Source organism: Herbaspirillum sp. RV1423 (assembly GCF_000577615.1).
Lineage (GTDB): Bacteria > Pseudomonadota > Gammaproteobacteria > Burkholderiales > Burkholderiaceae_D > Herbaspirillum.
In genome coordinates this window covers 79,841-102,861 of record NZ_CBXX010000020.1, presented here as the reverse complement: position 1 = coordinate 102,861, position 23,021 = coordinate 79,841, and the positions used below count along the sequence as shown (strand labels likewise).

Annotated in this window: 16 protein-coding genes; 14 read left to right on the top strand and 2 right to left on the bottom strand. The window is 61.0% G+C overall.

Translation table 11 applies throughout. The features are described from left to right. The first annotated feature begins 155 nt into the window (after window positions 1–155). The 8 genes from RV1423_RS17780 (at window position 156) to RV1423_RS17745 (ending at window position 11,428) form a co-directional block, all read left to right on the top strand. Window positions 156–1,631 (top strand): aspartate/glutamate racemase family protein, encoded by a 1,476-nt coding sequence (locus tag RV1423_RS17780; RefSeq protein WP_051516750.1) that lies wholly within the window; start codon window positions 156–158, stop codon window positions 1,629–1,631. Window positions 1,632–2,404: 773 nt separating this feature from the next. Beyond that, on the top strand, window positions 2,405–3,913 hold the full coding sequence (locus tag RV1423_RS17775) for an ABC transporter substrate-binding protein (RefSeq protein ID WP_034299363.1): 1,509 nt from the start codon (window positions 2,405–2,407) through the stop codon (window positions 3,911–3,913). A 1,217-nt stretch (window positions 3,914–5,130) separates the two neighbouring features. Next, window positions 5,131–6,069 (top strand): ABC transporter permease, encoded by a 939-nt coding sequence (locus RV1423_RS17770; protein WP_034299359.1) that lies wholly within the window; start codon window positions 5,131–5,133, stop codon window positions 6,067–6,069. An 8-nt stretch (window positions 6,070–6,077) separates the two neighbouring features. Further along, complete coding sequence (locus RV1423_RS17765) at window positions 6,078–6,971, top strand: ABC transporter permease (protein WP_081768873.1); 894 nt, start codon at window positions 6,078–6,080, stop codon at window positions 6,969–6,971. Window positions 6,972–6,983: 12 nt separating this feature from the next. After that, window positions 6,984–7,967: an ABC transporter ATP-binding protein gene (locus tag RV1423_RS17760; protein ID WP_034299356.1), complete on the top strand. Its 984-nt coding sequence runs from the start codon at window positions 6,984–6,986 to the stop codon at window positions 7,965–7,967. Between the two features lie 16 nt (window positions 7,968–7,983). Continuing rightward, window positions 7,984–8,955 carry an ABC transporter ATP-binding protein gene (locus RV1423_RS17755; protein ID WP_034299353.1) on the top strand — a complete coding sequence of 324 codons (972 nt, stop codon included), beginning with the start codon at window positions 7,984–7,986 and terminating at the stop codon, window positions 8,953–8,955. Between the two features lie 33 nt (window positions 8,956–8,988). Continuing rightward, a complete protein-coding gene (locus tag RV1423_RS17750; RefSeq protein ID WP_034299350.1) occupies window positions 8,989–10,614 on the top strand; it encodes a gamma-glutamyltransferase family protein in 1,626 nt (541 codons plus the stop codon). Window positions 10,615–10,645: 31 nt separating this feature from the next. Then, window positions 10,646–11,428, top strand: coding sequence for a GntR family transcriptional regulator (locus RV1423_RS17745; RefSeq protein WP_034299346.1), 783 nt, complete (start codon window positions 10,646–10,648; stop codon window positions 11,426–11,428). Between the two features lie 330 nt (window positions 11,429–11,758). Here RV1423_RS17745 and RV1423_RS17740 read toward each other — a convergent pair whose 3' ends face one another. Continuing rightward, window positions 11,759–13,294: a Fic family protein gene (locus tag RV1423_RS17740; RefSeq protein WP_034299343.1), complete on the bottom strand. Its 1,536-nt coding sequence runs from the start codon at window positions 13,292–13,294 to the stop codon at window positions 11,759–11,761. Between the two features lie 242 nt (window positions 13,295–13,536). Here RV1423_RS17740 and RV1423_RS17735 point away from each other — a divergent pair, with 242 nt between their 5' ends. Further along, window positions 13,537–14,436 (top strand): restriction endonuclease, encoded by a 900-nt coding sequence (locus tag RV1423_RS17735; RefSeq protein WP_034299340.1) that lies wholly within the window; start codon window positions 13,537–13,539, stop codon window positions 14,434–14,436. Between the two features lie 234 nt (window positions 14,437–14,670). Here RV1423_RS17735 and RV1423_RS28585 read toward each other — a convergent pair whose 3' ends face one another. After that, window positions 14,671–14,985 carry a DUF3892 domain-containing protein gene (locus tag RV1423_RS28585; protein ID WP_051516749.1) on the bottom strand — a complete coding sequence of 105 codons (315 nt, stop codon included), beginning with the start codon at window positions 14,983–14,985 and terminating at the stop codon, window positions 14,671–14,673. A 120-nt stretch (window positions 14,986–15,105) separates the two neighbouring features. On the opposite strand from RV1423_RS28585, the gene RV1423_RS17725 reads away from it, so the two are divergent. From RV1423_RS17725 to RV1423_RS17705, 5 genes are all read left to right on the top strand, one after another. Further along, on the top strand, window positions 15,106–15,675 hold the full coding sequence (locus tag RV1423_RS17725) for a restriction endonuclease subunit S (RefSeq protein WP_231502342.1): 570 nt from the start codon (window positions 15,106–15,108) through the stop codon (window positions 15,673–15,675). Window positions 15,676–15,695: 20 nt separating this feature from the next. Next, a complete protein-coding gene (locus RV1423_RS17720; protein ID WP_081768872.1) occupies window positions 15,696–17,306 on the top strand; it encodes a type I restriction-modification system subunit M in 1,611 nt (536 codons plus the stop codon). Then, on the top strand, window positions 17,299–18,324 hold the full coding sequence (gene rhuM, locus RV1423_RS17715; protein WP_034299334.1) for a RhuM family protein: 1,026 nt from the start codon (window positions 17,299–17,301) through the stop codon (window positions 18,322–18,324). Before RV1423_RS17720 ends, rhuM begins: the two co-directional genes overlap by 8 nt. Continuing rightward, entirely contained in the window at window positions 18,321–18,953 is a 633-nt protein-coding gene (locus tag RV1423_RS28580) for a restriction endonuclease subunit S (RefSeq protein ID WP_051516747.1), read from the top strand. The genes rhuM and RV1423_RS28580 overlap by 4 nt, the downstream gene beginning before the upstream one ends. A gap of 788 nt (window positions 18,954–19,741) precedes the next feature. Further along, the gene (locus RV1423_RS17705; RefSeq protein ID WP_034299331.1) at window positions 19,742–23,020 is read left to right on the top strand and encodes a type I restriction endonuclease subunit R; all 3,279 of its coding nucleotides are present in this window, start codon (window positions 19,742–19,744) and stop codon (window positions 23,018–23,020) included. The last annotated feature ends 1 nt before the right edge of the window (window position 23,021 follow it).

Below are 23,021 nucleotides of genomic sequence, written 5' to 3'. Positions count from 1 at the left end.
GACAGCGCGGCGTGGATAGTGCCGTCAGGCAAGGTTTTGGCGAACTATGCAGCAATAACATAACTTTGGTACTACTTTGCATAGCCTCGCGCCCGGTAACGAATTATCCTCGGTGTATTGAACACCACCACTCGGTATCTTCCGGAACAGCCGTCATGAAAGTCGAACAACTTGCGCCGCGCCCCTTGTCAGTCGGAGTGATCGGCGGCCTCGGCGCCATCGGCAGCGCCGATCTCTACGCCAAGGTGACCAAGGCGGCCGCCAAGGCCCCGCTCAAGGAGCGCGTCAAGGTCCTGTTCGGTCAGCAGGCCTTCGAAGACATCGACATGGCCGGCGCCGAAAACGCCCAGACCAACACGCGCAAGCTCTACGTCTTCGACATGCTGCGCGAGTTCGAGGGGCGCAAGACCGACGCCGTGCTGTTGCCCTGCTTCATCAGCCACACTTTCCTCGACGAGGTCCAGGCCGAGATCAGCCTGCCCATCATCGACATGATGGCCGCCATCCGCGCCAACTTGGCCCAGCGCCTGCCCGCGCCGCGCAAGATCGGCATCCTGACCTCCAGTTACGTGCGCAAGAAGGCGCTGTTCGAGAAGTATTTCGCCGACGACTGCCAGTTGGTCTATCCGTCCCCGGCGATCCAGCATGCCTGCCTGATGCGCGCGGTGTACGGCACCACCGGCATCAAGAACGGCTACCTCGACGGCGAGTCGATCGACCTGCTCCACCGCGCTTGCCAGGACCTGCTCGACCAGGGCGCGGAAGTGATCGTGCCCGGCATCACCGAGATTTCCACCGTGTCCGACGCGCTCGCCGCGCGCGGCATCCCCATCATCGACACCAACCGGATTTACGCGGAATCGGCCCTGAGCTTCAAGGCCGGACAGGTTGGGCGCTCCTTCAAGATCGGCGTGGTCGGCGGCGTCGGCCCGGCCGCCACGGTGGATTTCATCGAAAAGGTCATCAAGAACACGCCCGCCGCGCGCGACCAGGACCACATCAAGCTGGTGGTCGAGCACAACCCCAAGATTCCCGATCGCACCGACAACCTGATCGCCGACGGCGCCGATCCGACGGTGGCCATTTATGCCGCCTGCAAGCGCCTCGAGAACGACAACGCCGACATGATCGCGATCCCGTGCAATACCGCGCACGCCTTCGTCGAACGCATCCAGTCCTATCTGTCGATTCCCATCGTCAACATGCTGACCGAAACCGTCAGCTACATCGAACAGCAGCACGGCGACAAAACCTGCATCGGCCTGCTCGCCACCTCCGGCACCATCGCCAGCCGCGTCTATCACCAGATCATCGAGCGCAGCAAATTCCGCCTCGTGGCGCCGGACGCCGAGCATCAGGCCATCGTCATGGACGTGATCTACGGCGAGCACGGCGTCAAGGCCGGCTTCGTCAACGACGCCGCGCGCGCCAGGCTGAAGCAGGCGATTGCCTATCTGGTCGCCAACGGCGCCGACGTCATCGTGCTCGGTTGCACCGAACTGCCGTTGCTGATCTCCCAGGACGACGCGTTCGACATCGCCGGCAAGACGGTCCCGGTGCTCGACCCCACCGAAATCCTCGCGCGCCGATGCGTTGCGCTAGCCAGTCCGCAAGCTCGCAAGGGCGCCTGAAGCAAGCCAAGGTGTTGGCAAACTGCGACAAATGCCGGCGTCGCCGGCCTGACGGATTGTTGCCGGATTTTCATGCGTTGCACCAATCAGGGGTTCCCGGCTACCGGGTATGCACCAGCGCAGCGCCTGAGTGAGGCGCCGGGTCGTTTTTCTTCCTCCCATCCGGTCGCGTTCCAGACAGAAATCCAGCCCCTCGCCACCAATCTGTCGTCCTGACGAAAGTCAGGACCCAGCGTCGTTATCGGGCGTCTTCACGACGCTGGGCCCCAGCGCACGCTGGGACGACGAGGGGAAAGCAGGCTTCACTGAACGGTGCCATCGCATCGTCAGTCCACCACAACCGTCGTCCTGACGAAAGTCAGGACCCAGTGTCGTAGCGGACGTCTTCACGACGCTGGGTCCCAGCGTGCGCTGGGACGACGAGAGGGAAACAGGCTTCACTGAACGGTGCCATCGCATCGTCAGCCCGCCACAACCGTCGTCCTGACGAAAGTCAGGACCCAGCGTCGTTATCGGGCGTCTTCACGACGCTGGGTCCCGGCGTGCGCTGGGACGACGGCGGGGGAAACAGGCTTCACTGAACGGTATTACGCCCCCGCCGCGCGCTTCTTGCTGCGGCGCAATGCCCGCAGCAGCGCGGATATCCTGTCGCTGCAGCAACGGAAATCACGCTATCCCAACGTTTTCCCTCGCGTCTTTCAGGACGAGTGTGGCACGATAAATGCATGTCTACGGCAATGTATACATTGGTGCCTACATTGAAAGGAACAACGATGAACAAGTCTTTCCCCCTGTTTCAGCGTCTTCTCCAGCAACTGATCGCGGCCGGTCTGCTGACCGGCGTCGCCTTGTCCGCCTTCGCCGCGGTCATCAATATTTCTCTCGACGACGACCCCGGCAAGCTCGATCCGACGCAATCGTCGATGATCGTCGAGCGCATGGTCTACCAAAGCATCTACGACAAGCTGGTCGATCTCGACGAAAACGGCAAGATCGTGCCGATGCTGGCGCAGCGCTGGACCATCTCCGACGACCAGAAGACCTATACGCTGTACCTGCAAAAAGGCGTGAAATTCCAGGACGGCACGCCGTTCAACGCCAAGGCGGTGGAATTCAACCTGCTGCGCGGCCAGGAGAAAAACTCCCTGCGCCGCAACGACCTCAAGTACATCAAGCAGATCACCGTGGTCGACGACTCCACCATCAAGCTTGAACTGAGCACGCCGTTTGCGCCGTTCCTGTCGATCCTGACCGATCGCGCCGGCATGATGTCCTCGCCCGACGCGGTGAAAAAATACGGCGACGACTACGTCAACAACCCGGTCGGCACCGGCCCCTTCATCTACAAGGGCCGCCTCAAGGGCGCCACCATCACGCTGGAAAAGAATCCGCACTACTGGCAGGCCGGCCTGCCCAAGGCCGACGGCGTGGTCTACAAGATCATGAACGACGTCAACGTCGCCTTCAACAACCTGCGCAGCGGCCAGGTCGACATCACCAACCGTTTCCCGTACAAGGAAATCACCAACATCGACGCCGGCGCCAAGTATTCGGTCATCAACAAGCCGTCGCTGGGCTTCCGCGGTTTTTACCTGAACACTTCCAAGCCGCCGTTCGACAAGAAGGAAGTGCGTGAAGCCGTCGACATCCTGATCGACCGCAACGCCATCGCCAAGGTGGTCTACAACGGCGCGGTCGCGCCCAGCCATTCGCCGTTCAGCAAGGCCCAGTTCGCCCACGGCGAAGCCGACGCGCCGCCCAAGGTCGACCTCGCGCGCGCCAAGGCGCTGCTGAAGGCGGCCGGCAAGGAAGGCGGCTTCAGCTTCCGGCTGACCCTGCCGACCACGCCGTATGAGTCGCAAGTCGGCCAGATGGTGCAAGGCATGCTGCGTCCGGCCGGCATCAGCGTGACGCTGGAAAAGGCCGAGCTGGCCACGCAGATCGAGTCGGGCAAGGCCGGCACCTATGAAGGCCTGTTCGTCGGCTGGAGCGGCCGTCCCGACCCCGACCAGAACGTCTACGACTTCGTCGTCACCAACGGTTCGCTGAACTACTCCAAGTACGGCACCAAGGAAGTCGACGACCTGCTGCAACAGGCGCGCCTGGAAAGCAACGACGCCAAGCGCAAGGCGTTCTACGACCAGGCCATGCAGATCCTGGTCAAGGACGTGCCTTACGTCTATCTCAACCACGACAACGTCTTGTTCGGCATATCCAAGTCGGTCAAGGGCTTCCGCTATGTGCCCGACGGCGTGATCCGCACGGCCACGCTGGCGAAGTAAGGCATGCCTCATTTACCGTCGTCCCGGCGCACGCCGGGACCCAGCGTCGTGAAGAGGTCCGTTACGCCACTGGGTCCTGACTTCCGTCAGGACGACGGCGATGTTGTACTTGCAATGAATGTCCCGTTTTGTAAGGGATGACTGGTTTGCCGTCGTCCCGGCGTACGCCGGGACCCAGCGTCGTGAAGAGGTCCGTTACGCCACTGGGTCCTGACTTCCGTCAGGACGACGGCGATGTTGTGCTTGTAATGAATGTCCCGTTTTGTAAGGGATGACTGGTTTACCGTCGTCCCGGCGCACGCCGGGACCCAGCGTCGTGAAGAGGTCCGCTACGCCACTGGGTCCTGACTTCCGTCAGGACGACGGCGATGTTGTGCTTGCAATGAATGTCCCGTTTTGTAAGGGATGCCTGGTTTACCGTCGTCCCGGCGTACGCCGGGACCCAGTGTCGTGAAGAGGTCCGTTACGCCACTGGGTCCTGACTTCCGTCAGGACGACGGCGATGTTGTGCTTGTAATGAATGTCCTGTTTTGTAAGGGATGCCTGGTTCACCGTCGTCCCGGCGTACGCCGGGACCCAGTGTCGTCAAGAGGTCCGTTACGCCACTGGGTCCTGACTTCCGTCAGGACGACGGCGATGTTGTACTTGCAATGAATGTCCCGTTTTGTAAGGGATGCCTGGTTTACCGTCGTCCCGGCGTACGCCGGGACCCAGTGTCGTGAAGATCTCCGAACGCCACTGGGTCCTGACTTCCGTCAGGACGACGGCGATGTTGTGCTTGTAATGAATGTCCTGTTTTGTAAGGGATGCCTGGTTTACCGTCGTCCCGGCGTACGCCGGGACCCAGTGTCGTGAAGATCTCCGAACGCCACTGGGTCCTGACTTCCGTCAGGACGACGGCGATGTTGTGCTTGTAATGAATGTCCCGTTTTGTAAGGGATGACTGGTTTACCGTCGTCCCGGCGCACGCCGGGACCCAGCGTCGTGAAGAGGTCCGCTACGCCACTGGGTCCTGACTTCCGTCAGGACGACGGCGATGTTGTGCTTGCAATGAATGTCCCGTTTTGTAAGGGATGCCTGGTTTACCGTCGTCCCGGCGTACGCCGGGACCCAGTGTCGTGAAGATCTCCGAACGCCACTGGGTCCTGACTTTCGTCAGGACAACGGTTGTGTTGTGTATGCAATGAACGTTCCCATTTGTCACGGCGCTGCTGCCCATGTCTCCATTAATTAAACGCATTTTGCTGGTGATCCCCACGCTGCTGCTGGTCAGCATGGTGATCTTCTCGCTGCTGGCGATCCTGCCAGGCGATCCGGTGTCCGCCATCCTCGGCCAGGAAGCCACGCCCGAAGCGGCGTTGGCCCTGCGCGCCCAGCTCGGCCTCGACGATCCGCTCTATATGCAATATGCGCGCTGGCTGGGCGGCGTGCTGCACGGCGACCTCGGCCGCTCCTTCATCGACCGCACGCCGGTGGTCGATGCGCTGATGCAGCGCCTGCCGGTCACCATCGAACTGGCGCTGGGCAGCTTCGCCGTGGCGATCCTGATCGCGGTGCCGGCCGGCATCATGGCGGCGGCGCGTCCGCGCGGTTTCGCCAACTACTTCAGCACGCTGGTGGCGCTGTTCGGCATGTCGGTGCCGCATTTCTGGCTGGGCATGATGTTCATCATCCTGTTCGCGGTCAAGCTGGGCTGGCTGCCGGCCTCGGGCTACGTGCCGCTCACCGAGGACTGGCGCGGTAACGTGCTGGCGATGCTGATGCCGGTGCTGGCGACCGGCCTGCGCGAGTCGGCCATCCTCATGCGCATGGTGCGCAGCAGCCTGCTCGAAGTGCTCAACGAAGACTACATCCGCACCGCGTTCTCCAAGGGCCTCAAGGACTGGCAAGTGGTGATCGGCCACGCGCTGCGCAACGCGCTGATCCCGGTGGTCACGGCCAGCGGCCTGATGGTCTCGGGCCTGCTGGGCGGGCTGGTGATCACCGAGAGCATCTTCGGCATTCCCGGCATGGGCAAGATGATCGTCGACGCCATCTTCCAGCGCGATTACGTCATGGTGCAGGGCGGCGTGCTGGCGGCGGCGCTGATGGTGGTGATCGTCAACCTGGTGGTGGACGTGCTGTACACCGTCATCGATCCGCGCATCGCCAAATAAGGAACAACATGGATCAGACAATCGACACCACCACCAAGGCCGCGGAAGCCCTGCCGCAGCGCCAGCGCTTCATCGGCCTGCGCCGCTTCGCCGGCAACCGCCTCGCGCTGGTCGGCGCGGCCATCATCCTGCTGCTGTTGCTGGTCGCCTTGTTCGCGCCGCTGCTGGCCACGCACGACCCGATCTTCGACCAGGACTACGGCAACCTCTTGTCCGGCCCCGACGCCACGCACTGGATGGGCACCGACGACCTCGGCCGCGACATCTTCTCGCGCATGCTGTACGGCGCGCGCATCTCGCTGCAAGCGGCGCTGATCGCAGTCGGCCTGGCCTTCTGCGTCGGCGTGCCGATCGGCATCGCCAGCGGCTACTTCCGCGGCGTCTGGGACGAGTGGGTGGTGATGCGCCTGGTCGACGCGCTGCAAGCCTTCCCTTCGCTGATCCTGGCGCTCGCGTTGGCGGCGGCCCTGGGCGGCGGTTTCTACAATGCCATGGTGGCGGTCGGCATCGGCTTCGCGCCGGCCTTTATCCGGCTGGCGCGCGGCCAGGCCATGAGCATCCGCAACCTCGATTACGTCATGGCGGCGCGCGCGATCGGCGCCGGGCATCTGCGCATCATGTGGCGCTACGTCCTGCCCAACGCGATGGCGCCGCTGGTGATCCAGGCGACCTTCGCGATGGGCTCGGCCATCATCGCCGAAGCGGGTTTGTCCTACCTCGGCCTCGGCGCCAAGCCGGAAGACCCGAGCTGGGGTTCGATGCTGCGCATCGCGCAGGGCTACCTCAACACCGATCCGACGCTGGCCCTGTGGCCGGGCGTGGCGATCTTCGCGGTGGTGCTCGGCTTCAATCTGCTGGGCGACGGCATCCGCGAAGTGTTCGATCCCAAACTGTATCGATAGAGAGAACCGACCATGCTGGAAGTCACCAATCTCAAAGTCGAATTCATCAGCCACGGCAAGCGCGTGGCCCCGGTGGACGGCGTGTCCTTCTCGGTCGGCGCCAACGAAACCGTCGGCCTGCTGGGCGAATCAGGCTGCGGCAAGAGCGTCACCGCGCTGTCGATCCTGCGGTTGTTCCCGATGGCCAGCAAGGCGCAACTGAGCGGCTCGGTGTACTACAACAACGGCGTCGAAGCCTGCAATCTGCTCGAGGCCGACGACGCCACGCTGCGCAGCATGCGCGGCAAGGAGATCGCCATGATCTTCCAGGAGCCGATGACCTCGCTCAATCCGCTGCACCGCATCGGCGACCAGTTGCGCGAGATGTTGCGCATACATGGCACCGTGCGTGGCAAGCTCGGCCGCCGCGAGATCGACGCGCAAGTCATCGCCATGCTGCAACGGGTCGGCCTGCCGCGCGCCGAACAACTGGTCGACGACTATCCGCACAGCCTGTCCGGCGGCATGCGCCAGCGCGTGATGATCGCCATGGCGCTGCTGTGCAATCCCGGCCTCTTGATCTGCGACGAGCCGACCACCGCGCTCGACGTCACCATCCAGGCGCAAATCCTCGACCTGATGCGCGCGCTCAAGCGCGAGCACGGCACGGCGATCCTAATGATCACGCACGACCTCGGCGTGGTGGCCGAGATGTGCGACCGCGTGGTGGTCATGTACGCCGGCCAGGTGGTCGAGCAGAGCAGCGTGCGCGAGCTGTTCGACGCTCCGGCGCATCCCTACACGCAAGCGCTGATGCGCGCGCGGCCTGCGCTCGACGCCGTACCGGGCACGCCGCTCGAAGCGATTCCCGGCTCGGTGCCGCTGCCCGGTTCGGTGGCGGCCGGCTGCCGTTTCGCCGCGCGCTGCCCGAAAGCGCAGCCGCGCTGCCACCGCGACGCGCCCACGCTCGACAAGGTGGCCGACGGCCATCTGGCGCGCTGCTGGTATCCGAACTGAAGAGGACCGATAAGCAATGACGACCGCACCTTTGCTGCAAGTCTCCGGACTCAAAAAACATTTCGCCGCCGGCAAGCGCGGCGCGGCGCCGGTCAAGGCCGTCGACGACGTATCGTTCTCCATCGACGAAGGCAAGACGCTCGGCCTGGTCGGCGAATCCGGCTGCGGCAAATCGACCACCGGCCGCAGCGTGCTGCGCCTGATCGAGCCGACCGCCGGCAGCGTGCAATTCATGGGCGAGGAAATTACCACCCTGTCCTCGCCTGCCCTGCGCGCCATGCGCCGCAATATGCAGATGGTGTTCCAGGACCCGTTCGCCTCGCTCAATCCACGCATGACCATCGGCGAAGTGCTGGAAGAACCGCTGATCGTGCACGGCCTGTTCGACCGCGCCACGCGCAAGCGCAAGGTCGCCGACATCCTCGACGTCGTCGGCCTCAGCCAGGCCTACGCCGGCCGCCATCCGCATGAATTCTCCGGCGGCCAGCGCCAGCGCGTCGGCATCGCGCGCGCCATCATCACGCGGCCGAAACTGGTGGTCGCCGACGAAGCCGTGTCGGCGCTCGACGTCTCGATCCAGGCACAAATACTGAATCTGCTGCAGGCGCTGCAAAAGGAATTCTCCCTGACCTACCTGTTCGTCTCGCACGACCTCGCCGTGATCCGCCACGTCAGCGACACCATCGGCGTCATGTACCTCGGCCGCATGGTCGAGTACGGCGCCTGCGAAAGCGTCTACCGCGCGCCTAAACATCCCTACACGCAAGCCCTGCTGTCGGCGATCCCGCGCGAGCATCCCGATCAGGTGCGCCAGCGCATCGTCCTGCAAGGCGGCATTCCCAATCCGTCGTCGCCGCCCGCGGGCTGCCATTTCCATCCGCGCTGCGCGTCCTGCATGGACATCTGCAAGACCGAGACGCCGCCGCGGGTCGAGATTTCACCTGAAACCGCTCCCGGCGAATACGTCGCCTGTCATCTGTACCGTTAAACTTATCCCTTCATCCGATCAGGAAAGCATCCCATGCCCAACTTCAACGCCAATCACTATCCCTACGCCTCGCGCCGCAGCGCGGTGTTCGCCAATCGCGGCATGGTCGCGACCTCGCAGCCGCTGGCCGCGCAAGCCGGCCTGCAAATCCTGCAAGCAGGCGGCAACGCCATCGACGCCGCCATCGCGGCGGCAACCGCATTGACCGTGGTCGAGCCGACCGCCAACGGCATCGGCGGCGACGCGTTCGCGCTGATCTGGCACAAGGGCCAATTGCACGGCCTCAACGCCAGCGGCCCGGCGCCGATGGCCATCTCGCTCGACGCGCTGACCGCCGCCGGCCACAAGACCGTACCCAAATACGGCGCCCTGCCGGTCACCGTGCCCGGCACGCCGTCGGCCTGGGCCAGCATGGCCGAACGCTTCGGCCGCCTGCCGCTGACGCGCTCGATGGCCGGCGCGATCAGCCTGGCGCAGGACGGTTTCCCGGTGTCGCCGATGGTGGCGGTCGCCTGGCAGCAAGCGTACAAAAACTTCACGCGCGAATTCAAGGAAGATCATTTCAAATCCTGGTTCGACACCTTCGGCGCCCTCGACGGCTCCGGCCGCGCGCCGCAAGCCGGTGAAATCTGGCGCTCGCCCGGCCACGCCGCCACGCTGCAATCCATCGCCGACGACAATGCGCGCAGCTTCTACCAGGGCGCCCTGGCGGAAAAAACCGCCGCCTTCATCCGCGCCGCCGGTGGCTACATGGACGTCTCCGACCTCGCCAGCTTCCGGCCGCAATGGGTCGATCCGATCAGCGCCAATTATCGCGGCTACGACGTCTGGGAAATCCCGCCGAACGGCCACGGCCTGGTCGCCCTGCTGGCGTTGAACATGTTGAAGGGTTTCGACTTCAGCGAGCGCGACGCCCTGCTCACCTACCACCGCCAGATCGAAGCGATCAAGCTCGCCTACGCCGACGGCCTCGCGCACATCGCCGACGTCGGCCACATGCGTGTCTCGGTCAAGGACCTGCTCTCGGACGCCTACGCCGACGAGCGCCGCAAGCTGATCGGCGCGCGCGCCGCGCTGCCGGTGGCCGGCGAACCGCCGCGCGGCGGCACCGTCTACCTCAGCACCGCCGACAGCGAAGGCAACATGGTGTCCTTCATCCAGAGCAACTACATGGGCTTCGGCTCGGGCCTGGTGGTGCCGGGCGCCGGCATCGCGCTGCACAACCGCGGCAACAATTTCACGCTCGACGCCGCGCACCCCAACTGCCTGGCCCCGGGCAAGCGCCCATACCACACCATCATCCCCGGCTTCCTCACCAAGGACGGCCAGGCGGTCGGCCCGTTCGGCGTCATGGGCGGCTTCATGCAGCCGCAAGGCCACGTGCAGATGGTGATGAACACGGTCGACTTCGGCCTCAATCCGCAAGCCTCGCTGGACGCGCCGCGCTGGGAATGGGAAAGCGGCAACAAGGTCAGCATCGAGCACACCACCGCCGAGCACCTGTTCCGCGGCCTCGGTCCGGCCGGGCTCGGCCATGAAGTGAGCTGGTCCGGCAACCAGCTCGGCTTCGGCCGCGGCCAGATCATCTGGCGCGACGCCAACGGCGTGCTGTGCGGCGGCACCGAACCGCGCACCGACGGTTGCGTTGCGGCCTGGTAGTCCACTTCACTCTGAAAAGGCCACGCCGCTCATGCATGCCTCACCCGATCCGTCGCTGACTCCGTCCGACAGCGTCGCCGAAGAGCCGGTCAAGGCCTCCTTGCCGGAGTACGTCTACGCGCGTTTGCGCGAAGACATCTTTGAAATGCGACTCCTGCCCGGCGACCAGGTCACCGAGACCGAAGTTGCGGCCTACTTCAAAGTCTCGCGCACGCCGGTGCGCGAGGCGCTGCAACGCCTGCAAAGCGACGGCCTGATGCAGGGCTATGTGCGTGGCGGCTGGGAAGTGGTGCCGATGGATTTCAAGCGCTTCGAAGACCTGTACGAACTGCGCACGCTGATCGAAGTGCATGCCGTCACGCGCCTGTGCGCGGGCGAAGGCAAGCACGTCGTCGACATGGCGCAGATCGAGGCGCTCAAGGCGGATTGGTGCGTGCCGGTGGAGCAGCGGCTGACCGACGGCCGTGCCGCCGCCGCACTCGACGAAGCCTTCCACCAGACGCTGGTGCGCGCCACCGGCAACCAGGAAATGGCCAACGCCTTCGACCGCCTCACCGACCGCATCCGCATCGTGCGGCGGCTCGACTTTGTGTACGGCGATTGCGTGGGATCGACCTACGACGAACATGCCGCCATCCTTGCGCAAATCGAGGCCCGCGCGGGGGATGAAGCTGTCCGGCTGATCACGGACCACATCGCCGGCAGCCACGCGGAAGTCAACCAGATCACCTTGCATCGCCTGCACAGCGCGCGCGCTTCCGCTGCGACCGAGCGTTTGCCCTACGTCACGGTGAGGGTCATGCGCTCGTTCTGAGCGTTGCCGCAGCGCCTCGCTGCGCTGAGAATGCGGTCTTCAGTACGTCCTGATTTTGTTGTCGGTAGTGGAGATGGTCGCGTATTCAGCGACGATGCTGTTTCACTTCATCTCCGCGCTGACCGGCGGATTGGTGCGGGTGTTTTTTGTGGGCGTGACGTTACGGGTGTTGTGGCTGGGGTGGCAGCGTGTCGCGTTGGAGCTGCAAAGGGGGTGATGACAGGCGTTTGTGGCACCCCTGCTGTGCATCTATTTTTGGGGCGATTGGAATGCACCACCTCTACGAAATTTGGAAAACATCTATAAACGAGATGTTTATTTGAAATATCGCTATTTTTCTTGGGCGCGTTGATCAATGTAGGCCGCAAAGTGCTCGCCTACGGTTGCTTCGATGCGCCTGATGGCTTCTTCAGGCAAACCTTCAACCAACTTCAGCTTGCGCTTGGAAAGTACACCGTTGCCCTGCACGATGGTATCGATGAGGGTATTGAGAGCCGCCTGCCGCATGTCCAGCCAGGTTTCCAGATCACGGACGGTGGCATCGTGAGCACGCAGATAGACAACTTCGGCATGCAAATCTTCTTCAACGCAGGCCTTGCAGCAATTCAGAATGAATTCACAAATTTCCGTCGCATCAAAATAAGCGTACAGCCACAACGGCTGGTCTGAGCGCACATGAATCGTGGCGCTATCGTTGTCCAACACATAGTCGATCAATTCCGTGCGCGGGCGCGAATACCGTTTAAGCAAGGTTGAATAGTGATCCAACTGTTTGAGCATGCGCGCAGACAGCGGCAATACCACGCCGGCCGGTGTAAAACCGGCTTGTCGCAAGACATGGTGCAGCAAGAAACGGTGAAGTCGGCCATTGCCATCGAGAAACGGATGTACGAAGACAAAACCGAATGACGTACAAGAAGCTGCCAGCACCGGGTCTAGTGCGCCTGACGACGCGTATGCCGCCACTTGGCTGATGGCCGCCATCATGGGCTGCACGTGCGCCGGTGGTGGCGGGATGAAATCGGCGATATTGCGCAACCGACCGGCACGCGACAGCCAGTTCTGACTATCGCGGAAATGGTATTCCGCCAATCTTGCGCTGACAATCTGCGACTGCCACTGACCCAGTTGCTCCTCGGTAAGCGGTCCCGGCTCACCCGCCAACTCCAGCAAGCGCCGAAATTTGGCGGCGCGCTCATTGTCCGGAATCTCGTCTTCGATATCGTACGTGGAACGTGTTTCAGAGAGATAGAGGTAATCAACCGCGCGTGACAGCATTTCCGGCTCGATAGACTGGAACGCCTCATTGACCCTGTCCGCTAATTTTTCATCAAGCAGCCGTTGCAAGTTCTCCGTACGCCGGATCAGCGGGCTAAACCATTTGTTGCCCAAAAGATTATTCACAATGCCGAACTTGGGATCGGTAACGGCGGGCCCCACAACGTAATATCGGGCATCAAGCAAGGGAACCCGCGGACTGCCAGGGGCCAGGCTGTAATCGAACTCATGACCGGTCAGCCACGTGGCCAGATACCCCGCCATGCGCGAATATTTCGAACTGGGTTTGTCGTGCAGCCATGCCTGGACATCGACGAGTACTTCAGGAACCTCAAAAAGCGCGCCCAGTACCGTGAGATTCAGGTGTTCCCGCTTAAAGGCAAACGTCAGTCGGCCAACCAGCGAGTCGGCATCGGCGATGCGTTGCAAAGGAAGTTCGATGCGTTCCTCGCCCTCGGCCGTGACCGATCGAAATTCCAGCGCACGTTCCGTCGCCAGAAAAACGCGCCGTAGCGGCGGGACGCGAAGCTGATGCGTACGGATGAGCGCTTCATAGCCAAGAAATAACCGGGGAAGAGGCACAATCATCTACACAACTCCGTCAGCAGAGATTTATATCTACGGTTTTCAGAAAACGTCTATTTTGCGGTTGAATTTAGCAAAAGTCTCTACAAGATATAATAAATATCTATTTATGGTGATATTTTTGTAAAAACATCTATTTTCGACGTGCTTGACGTTCATCATCGTCGGCAACATCTGACTACGACTAGAATCCCTCCATCTGAAGTATCTACGCATCACCTCCACCTAATGACAACGATAAGACCATGGCTGAAATCACCCGTAAGCGTACCGGCGAATTTTTACGTAAGCTGTTTGAGATCTTGATGCATGCTCCCGATGGCTTGCCGGCGCGTGAAGCGTTGGCTGCGTTGGTCGCTCAAGTGACGCTGAGCAGCTACGAAGCAGGTACTTACGAATCGGGAGATCGCCGGTTTGAAAAAATCGTGCGTTTTGCCACGGTAGATTGTGTCAAAGCAGGATGGATGCAAAAGAACAAAGGCATCTGGACCGTCACGGAAGAAGGCATGGCTGCTCATCGCGAGCTCAAAGATCCGGAGCAATTTCAAAAAGCTGCGTTGAAGCTCTATCGTAAATGGAAGCTTGCTCAGAAAAACGACATCGAACTTGCTCGTGATGATGGCATTGAGCAAGAAGACGTCGCCGAAAAAGAAACCAGCATCACCTTCGAGCAAGCCGAAGAACAAGCCTGGAGCGAAATCGAGCAGCACTTGCGCGCCATGAACCCATATGTCTTGCAACAACTGGTCGCCGACCTCCTCAAGGCCATGTCCTACCATGTGTCATGGATCTCGCCGCCCGGCAAGGACGGCGGTATCGATATCCTCGCCTATACCGATCCGCTTGGCGCACGCCCTCCCCGCATCAAAGTGCAGGTCAAGCGCACCGAGCAAAAGGTCAGCACCGATTCACTGCGCGCCTTCATCTCGCTGATCGGCAACGAAGACGTTGGTTTGTTCGTCTCCACCGGCGGTTTCACCCGTGACGCCGAAACATTGGCCCGCATGCAAGAGACCCGCAAAATCACCCTCATCGACATGAACCGCCTGACCGATCTCTGGATCGAGTTTTACGGCAAGCTCGACGAGCAAGCGCGTCAGCGCCTGCCGCTTACGCCGATTTATTTCCTGACGCCATCGACTTGAGTCGGTAAGTGGTGATAAGCCCACGTCGTCTCCAACTCACGCTTCGGCGTCGCACGTGAGACGATTTCAGCCATGCGTGGCCGGCATCCTCCGCTTGAATGCACCGACGTCGAAGGGGCTGGCTTCCCCACCGGATGCGCCCTCGCTCAACGCAGCCCCGGATAGCCTCAAGTTCGACGCTACGTTCCCGTTCGCGTCGCATCGGATCACGGATCGGATCGCAGCCAACCATCGCTACATCGTCCTGCATTCCCCGCTGCACTCCGGCTGAGCAAGCAAATTGTCGTTCCACTTGCCATCCGCATGCGTGCGCAGATAAGGCGCCTTGCCCTGCTCCCGCACCACGCCGATATAGGCGCGCTTGCCGGTCGATCCATCCACCGTATAGAACGCCGAAACCTTCATCTCGATCTGCGTGATGGCATCCTGCCGGGTCAATCGCCATTTGCCGGCCGAATTGCCGATGTGCGTAATGTGCTCGTGAGACCCCTGCCCGCCAATCCCGCCCGATGAAGAACGACTGACGCTGTCGATGTTGAATTCGTGCATATCACCTTTCCGCAAAGTAAATTAATCGCATCAATCAACTTGATGCAATTAATTTCAAATACTAGTTGAGGCTTTGCCGATAAGCAAGCAAAATTCTGCATCAATCAGATTGGTGCAATATTGAAAACTCTCAAGCAACTCGCCGATGTCCAGGCCGGCTACCCGTTTCGCGGGTCGGTGCCGGTGGTTGAGGGCGGCAACGCGCGCGCGTTGCAAATGCGCGACCTCACGCCGGAAGGCATCTCCGACTGGCAAGCCATGGCGCAAACGCAGATCGACGCCGGCCGCAACGAACAACTGCTGCGCGCCGGCGACATCGTCTTTGTCGCGCGCGGCGTGCGCAACTACGCGGTGTGCCTGCCGGAAGTCCCGCTCGACGCCGTGTGCTGCCAATACTTCTTCCTGATCCGGCTGAACACCGACCGCCTGTTGCCGGAGTTCCTCGCCTGGCAAATCAACCGCGCCCCGGCCCAGCGCTATCTCGCCAGCAATGCCGAAGGCTCGGACCAACTCAGCATCCGCCGGGGCGTGCTCGAAGGCATGCCCATCGCCGTGCCGCCGCTGCCGCAACAACACGCCATCATCGCGCTGGCCGGCGACGCCATCGCCGAAAAGCGCCATCTCGAAGCCCTCATCCACAATCGCCAGCAGCAGCAAGACGCCATCGCCCGGCACTTGCATCAGTCCTAGCCCCAACCACTGAACAGAACATGCCAAAGACCACTTCCAAATCCGCCGCCAAGACCAAGCCCGCCGCCGCGCCTGCCGTATCCGCAGCTTCGGACAAGGCCGCCCCGACGCCGGGCAGGCAACAACCGGACGCCATCAATCAGGACACCATCAACGCCGCCGTCTGGAACGCCTGCGACACCTTCCGCGGCACCGTCGACCCCAGCATCTACAAGGACTTCGTCCTCACCATGCTGTTCGTCAAATATATTTCGGATGTCTGGCAAGACCACTACGACCAGTACAAGAAAGAACACGGCGACCATCCCGAACTGATCAAGGAACTGCTCAAGAACGAGCGTTTCATCCTGCCGCCCAAGGCCAATTTCTACGCGCTGCATGAAGCGCGGCACCAGCCCGGCAACGGCGAACGCATCGACAAGGCGCTGCACGCGATCGAAGAAAACAACCCGACCAAATTGCGCGACGTCTTCCAGGGCATCAGCTTCAACGACAACAAACTCGGCGACGAAGCGCAAAAGAACGACATCCTGCGCCACCTGCTCGAAGACTTCGCCAAGCCCGAACTCAACCTGCGCCCCAGCCGCGTCGGCACGCTCGACATCATCGGCAACGCCTACGAATACCTCATCAAGAACTTCGCCTCCACCAGCGGCAAAAAGGCCGGCGAGTTCTACACCCCGCCCGAAGTCTCGCAACTCATGGCGCAACTGGTCGACCCGCAAGAAGGCGACCAGATTTGCGACCCCACCTGCGGCTCGGCGTCGCTGCTCATGAAATGCGGCCAACTCATCCGCCGCCGCAGCGGCAGCAAGAACTACGCCCTCTTCGGCCAGGAAGCTATCGGCTCCACCTGGGCGCTGGCCAAGATGAACATGTTCCTGCACGGCGAAGACAACCACAAGATCGAATGGGGCGACACCCTGCGCAACCCCAAGCTGCTCGACGACAAAGGTCATCTGCGCCAGTTCGACGTCGTCGTCGCCAATCCCCCCTTCTCGCTGGAAAAATGGGGCCACGACGCCGCCGAAAACGACAAGTACAAACGCTTCCAGCGCGGCCTGCCGCCGCGCACCAAGGGCGACTACGGCTTCATCCTCCACATGATCGAGACGATGGCCCCCGGCAGCGGCCGCATGGCCGTCGTCGTCCCCCACGGCGTACTGTTTCGCGGCGCCGCCGAAGGCAAGATCCGCAAGCAACTGATCGACGAAAACCTGCTCGACATCGTCATCGGCCTGCCCGAAAAACTCTTCTACGGCACCGGCATCCCCGCTGCCATCCTGGTCTTCCGCAAGAAGAAAAAAGACGACAAAGTCCTCTTCATCGACGCCAGCCGCGACTACCTCGACGGCAAGAACCAGAACCTGCTGCGCCAGCAAGACCTCGACAAGATCATGGCCGCCTGCGCCAAGCGCAAGAGCATCGACAAATACGCCTACCTCGCCACGCCCGCCGAGATCGCCGAGAACGACTACAACCTCAACATTCCGCGCTACGTCGACACCTTTGAAGAAGAGGAAGAAATCGACCTCATGACCGTGCGCGCCGAGCGCGAGAAGCTGAAGGCGGAACTGGCGGTGCTGGAAAAACAGATGGCGGGGTATTTGAAGGCGTTGGGTTATGAGTGAACAAGCACTCCATGCCGAACCTGCGCTGTACAGCACAGCGGATGGCACCGCACAGTTCTTTCTGAAGATGGAAGATGGCAACCTTTGGCTCAGCCAGAGCGAACTTGCCGATCTCTTTCACACCTCCGTGTCGAACATCAATACACACATCAACAATGTGTTTGAGGAAGGAGAGTTGAGCAAAGCTCAAACGCTGAAGGATAAGTTAATAGTTCAAACAGAAGGCACGCGGCAGGTACGCCGTGCCGTCAAGCTCTACAACCTCGACATGATTCTAGCCGTCGGTTACCGGATAAAGTCACCTCGCGGCATCCAATTCCGCCGATGGGCCGCGGTTCGGCTGAACGAATTCCTCATTAAGGGCTTTGTCTTCGATGACGCCCGTCTAAAAGATCCCGAGGCTTGGGATTACTTCAATGAACTACTGGAATCCATTCGGGACGTTCGCACATCGGAAAAACGCTTCTATCAAAAGATCAGGGACTTGTTCGCACTCTCAGCCGACTACAGGGACGATGTGCAAGCCGTAGACACCTTCTTCGCTGAGGTCCAGAACAAGATGCTTTTTTCCGTGACAGGCAAGGACGCCGCCGACCTCATTATCGAACGCGCCGACGTAGATCAACCGGATCGGGCTCTGCAAGCATGGCAGGGCGGTCGCGCACATAAAACCGACGTCATCGTCGCCAAGAATTATTTGCAGAGCGACGAGATACAACAACTCAATCGCATCGCCACTATGTTCCTCGACTATGCAGAAGATCGCGCCGAACAGAGGAAAAACATCACCTTGCTCGACTGGCGCAAGTACGTGGACAATTTTCTGGAGTTCAACGAGCGGCCTTTACTGAAAGGGAACGGCCGCGTGAGTCACGACAGCATGGTCAAGCTCGCGCATGAGCGTTATGAGGAGTTTGATGCGAAGCGGCGTGGTGCTGAGGCATTGAGAGCGGATGTAGATGACATCGCTGAGTTGGAAACGATTGCGCAGAATAAGAAAGTGAAAAGGGAAAAATGATGCTGCCTAAAGGATGGACTCGAGCCCCTCTCGGAGAATGTGCTCGATTTCTTTCCGGGAACACCCCGAGTAAAGAGGACACTGATTACTGGGGTGGTGAATTTCCGTGGATAACGGCAAAGGACATGAAAAGACTTTGCTTGAACCAATCCGGATTGGGCCTGACCGCAAATGGCAAGTCTGTCTCTACTATTGCGCCGGCTGGATCGATCTTGGTGCTAACTCGAGGCATGACTTTGCTGAAAGACTTGCCTGTCGGTATTGCCATGCGAGAAATGGCATTCAATCAGGATATCAAAGCATTAGTCGCAAATGAGGAAATCAATCCTTGGTTTTTGGCGTACCAGTTAATTTCCAATAAGTCTGAGATTCTCAATCTTGTCGATACGGCAGGACATGGAACGGGGCGGCTTGATACCGATTTGCTTAAACAATATGAGATTGATCTCCCTCCAAAGAAAGAGCAACAAGCAATATCGGAGGCCATACAAGTATGGGATAGATCAATTGGTTTGTATGAAGCGCAGGTAGCAAAGTTGAGAGTAGAAAGGCGTGATCTCATGCGGAACCTTCTTACGGGCAAACGTCGAATCAGTCTTTCAGAAACCGACGAAGACACAAGCGCGTGATGACAATAACCAACACATTCGAGGCTACTACCGTTCAGTCAGAGAAAAACATCATCCAGCCATCGCAAGCCCCGCATCGCCGTCGTTCTGACGAAAGTCAGGACCCAGTGTCGTATCGGCCGTCGTCACGACACTGGACCCCGGCGTTCGCCGGGGCGACTGCAATAGAAAGAGACGGCTTGACTGAACGGCATTGCATGTTGGGGGCGGTTTAAAAAATGACCTCCGTCCCCCAAACGCGCGAACAAGTCAGCACCCACATCCCCGCGCTGCATCTGTTGTGCAACCTCGGCTGGCATTTCCTCAGCACGGCGGACTGCCTGCGCCTGCGCGGCGTCATCCAGCCATCGCAAGCCCCGCATCGCCGTCGTCCTGACGAAAGTCAGGACCCAGTGTCGTATCGGCCGTCATCACGACACTGGACCCCGGCGTTCGCCGGGGCGACTGCAATAGAAAGAGATGGCTCAACTGAACGGCATTGCATGTTGGGGGCGGTTTAAAAAATGACCTCCGTCCCCCAAACGCGCGAACAACTCAGCACCCACATCCCCGCGCTGCATCTGTTGTGCAACCTCGGCTGGCATTTCCTGAGCACGGCGGACTGCCTGCGCCTGCGCGGCGTCATCCAGCCATCGCAAGCCCCGCATCGCCGTCGTCCTGACGAAAGTCAGGACCCAGTGTCGTATCGGCCGTCATCACGACACTGGACCCCGGCGTTCGCCGGGGCGACTGCAATAGAAAGAGATGGCTCAACTGAACGGCATTGCATGTTGGGGGCGGTTTAAAAAATGACCTCCGTCCCCCAAACGCGCGAACAACTCAGCACCCACATCCCCGCGCTGCATCTGTTGTGCAACCTCGGCTGGCATTTCCTCAGCACGGCGGACTGCCTGCGCCTGCGCGGCGGCACGCGCGAGGTGCTCATCAAGCCGCGCCTGATCGAGGTCTTGCAGACGCGGCGCTTCGAGTACAAGGGCGAGTCGTTTCCGCTGTCGCCGTCGGCCATCGATCAGATCGTGCGCGAGTTGTCGTCGGTGAGCCTGGCCGAAGGGTTGACGCTGGCCAACGAGCGGCTGTACACCAAGCTGGCGTTGGGCATCACCGTCACCGAGTTCATGCCCGACGGTAAAAAGCATCAGCCGACCATCGCGGTGATCGACTGGCAGGACGCGAGCGCCAATCGCTGGGACGTGACCGAGGAGCTGGAGGTCTTGTCGGCGCAGGGCACGCATACGCGCATTCCCGATATCGTCTGTTACGTCAACGGCATTCCGCTTGCCGTGATTGAAGCCAAGCGCCCGGGTGTCGGTGGCAGTAGCAACAAGGCGATGGTGGAGGAGGGCATCAGCCAGCACTTGCGCAATCAGCGGCATGACGAGATTCCGCAATTGTTTACCTATGCGCAGTTGCTGCTGGCGGTGAGTCATGACGAAGGGCGCTACGGCACCACGCATACGCCCGCCAAGTTCTGGGCGCGCTGGCGCGAGGAAGAGTTCAGCGATGCGCAACTGGCGCAATGGAAGAACCGTCCCTTGCCCGCCGCCGTGCAGACGGCGCTGTTCGCCGGCAAGCCTGCAAAAGTACGGCAGTACTGCACGCGGTTGTGGTCCTTGCCGATGCTGGTCACGGAGCAGGACCGTCTGCTGGCGGCCTTGCTGCAACCGGCGCGCTTGCTGGAGTTCTTGCGCTTGTTCGTGCTGTTCGACGCCAAGGGCAAGGTGGTGGCGCGGTATCAGCAGTTCTTCGGCATCCGCGCCTTGCTGGCGCGCATCAGCGAGCGGCGGCCGGACGGCGGACGCGAGGGCGGGATCGTGTGGCACACCACCGGCTCGGGCAAGAGTTTCACGATGGTGTTCCTGACCAAGGCGCTGCTGCTGGTGGACAAGCTCAAGGCTTGCCGCGTGCTGGTGGTGACCGATCGCCTGGATCTGGAAGGCCAGTTGGCGCGCAACTTCATCAACAGCGGCGCCTTCGGTTCGGCCATCGCGACGCGCAAGGAGGGCGAGAAGGCCAAGGTGGGTTCGGGCCGCGAGTTGGCCCGGCGGATCGGGCAGGGCAGCGAGCGCATTATCTTCACGCTGATCCACAAGTTCGCGACGGCTTCGCAGTTGCCCGAGTGCTACAACCCGTCGGCCGATCTCATCGTGCTGGTGGACGAAGGGCATCGCAGCCACGGCGGCGAGACGCATGAGCGCATGCGCAAGATGTTGCCGCGGGCCGCCTATGTGGCATTCACCGGCACGCCCTTGCTGAAGAAGGAAAAGGCCGCCAACAAGTTCGGCCCCATCGTGCATGCCTACACCATGCAGCGCGCGGTGGAAGACGGCACCGTGTCGCCGCTGCTGTACGAGGAGCGCGTTCCCGAACTGACGATCAACGACGAGGCGGTCAATCGCTGGTTCGACAAGATCACCGCCGGCCTGTCGCCGGCACAGAGCGCCGACCTGAAAAAGAAATTCGCCAACAAGCGCGTCGTCTACGGCGCCGCCAATCGCGTCGAGTTGATTGCCTGGGACATCGCCGCGCATTTCAACGAGACCATCAAGAAGCTGAACCTCGGCCTCAAGGGGCAGGTCGCGACCTCCAGCAAACTGGAGGCGGTGCGCTACAAGCAGTATCTGGACGATACGGGCCTGGTCAGCAGCGCCATCATCATCTCGCCGCCGGACAGCCGCGAGGGCAATACCGACGTCGACGAAAGCAAATTGCCCGAAGTGCAGAAGTGGTGGAGCGCCAACGTCGGCAATCAGCAGGACGAGTACGAGCGGCGCGTGCTGGAAGGCTTTGGCGGCGACGGCGATCCCGATCTGCTGATCGTGGTGGACCGCCTGCTGACCGGCTTCGACGAGCCGCGCAATACCGTGTTGTACATCGACAAGCCATTGAAGGAGCACAGCCTGATCCAGGCCATCGCGCGCGTGAACCGGCTGCATGAAGAGAAACGCTACGGCATCCTGGTCGACTATCGCGGCATCCTCAAGGAACTGGATACGGCGGTGCGCGCCTATCAGGATCTGGAGATGCGCACCCAGGGCGGCTATGAGCTGGCCGATATCGAAGGGCTGTATCAACAGTTCAGCAGCGAATACAAGCGGCTGCCGGGTTTGCACGAGGCCTTGTGGGCGCTGTTTCCCGGCATCGTCAATCGGCTGGATTTTGAGCAGTTCCGCCAGGTGCTGATGCCGAAATATGCGGAGGACGAAGAAGGCCAGAGCTATGACCTGCGTCAAAAGGTGCGAGAGGATTTCTACGAGGCGCTGACGCAATTCGGCCTCTGCCTGCAAACGGCGCTGTCCTCGCGCAGTTTTTATGAAGACAACAGCTTCAGCGAAGACAAGGTGCGTGAATACAAGGAAGACCTGCGCTTCTTCAGCGACCTGCGCGGCGCCGCGCGTCGCGACGCCCTGGAAACGGTGGACTACAGCGTCTACGAAGAACAGATCCGCCGCATGGTCGACAAGCAGGTGATCGGCCGCGAGGTGCGCGAGCCGGAAGGCGTCTACCTCGTGCACAAGCTCGGCGAGGACGCGCCCGAAGCATGGCCGGAAGAAAAGACGCGCAACGAAACCGACCTGATCCGCACGCGTCTGAAAAAAACGATAGAACAGGATCTGGCCGAAGACCCCTACGCGCAAAAAGTCTTCGCCGAGTTGCTGAAGCAAGCCATCGCCGAGGCGGAGGCCATGTTCGATCATCCGCTCAAGCAATACGCCCTGCTTAAAAAGTTCGAAGAGCAAGTCGAGCGCCGCCAGCTCGACGGCGTGCCTGACGCCTTTGGCGACAACATGCACGCGCGCGCCTACTTCGGCATCTGCCGCCTGGTATTGGGCGAGGCCGACTTCGCGGCGATCCCGACCGACCAACTGGTCGGCGAGTCGCTGGAGATCGATAAGGTCGTGCATCAGGCGGTCGCGGAGAATTCCCTCAACCCGCAAAACATCGAAGCGGTGATCCGCAAGACCTTGTTGCCGCGCTTGTTTTCATTGATCGGACTGGAACGCGCAAAGGACGTGATCGACCAGGTGATACAAGTCACCCGCGTGGGCCTGGACAGGAGCGTGCGCTGAC

Coding starts and splice junctions, on each gene's coding strand:
- RV1423_RS17780 (WP_051516750.1), top strand. CDS start 156: ATGAAAGTCGAACAACTTGCGCCGCGCCCCTTGTCAGTCGGAGTGATC.
- RV1423_RS17775 (WP_034299363.1), top strand. CDS start 2,405: ATGAACAAGTCTTTCCCCCTGTTTCAGCGTCTTCTCCAGCAACTGATC.
- RV1423_RS17770 (WP_034299359.1), top strand. CDS start 5,131: ATGTCTCCATTAATTAAACGCATTTTGCTGGTGATCCCCACGCTGCTG.
- RV1423_RS17765 (WP_081768873.1), top strand. CDS start 6,078: ATGGATCAGACAATCGACACCACCACCAAGGCCGCGGAAGCCCTGCCG.
- RV1423_RS17760 (WP_034299356.1), top strand. CDS start 6,984: ATGCTGGAAGTCACCAATCTCAAAGTCGAATTCATCAGCCACGGCAAG.
- RV1423_RS17755 (WP_034299353.1), top strand. CDS start 7,984: ATGACGACCGCACCTTTGCTGCAAGTCTCCGGACTCAAAAAACATTTC.
- RV1423_RS17750 (WP_034299350.1), top strand. CDS start 8,989: ATGCCCAACTTCAACGCCAATCACTATCCCTACGCCTCGCGCCGCAGC.
- RV1423_RS17745 (WP_034299346.1), top strand. CDS start 10,646: ATGCATGCCTCACCCGATCCGTCGCTGACTCCGTCCGACAGCGTCGCC.
- RV1423_RS17740 (WP_034299343.1), bottom strand. CDS start 13,294: ATGATTGTGCCTCTTCCCCGGTTATTTCTTGGCTATGAAGCGCTCATC.
- RV1423_RS17735 (WP_034299340.1), top strand. CDS start 13,537: ATGGCTGAAATCACCCGTAAGCGTACCGGCGAATTTTTACGTAAGCTG.
- RV1423_RS28585 (WP_051516749.1), bottom strand. CDS start 14,985: ATGCACGAATTCAACATCGACAGCGTCAGTCGTTCTTCATCGGGCGGG.
- RV1423_RS17720 (WP_081768872.1), top strand. CDS start 15,696: ATGCCAAAGACCACTTCCAAATCCGCCGCCAAGACCAAGCCCGCCGCC.
- rhuM (WP_034299334.1), top strand. CDS start 17,299: ATGAGTGAACAAGCACTCCATGCCGAACCTGCGCTGTACAGCACAGCG.
- RV1423_RS28580 (WP_051516747.1), top strand. CDS start 18,321: ATGATGCTGCCTAAAGGATGGACTCGAGCCCCTCTCGGAGAATGTGCT.
- RV1423_RS17705 (WP_034299331.1), top strand. CDS start 19,742: ATGACCTCCGTCCCCCAAACGCGCGAACAACTCAGCACCCACATCCCC.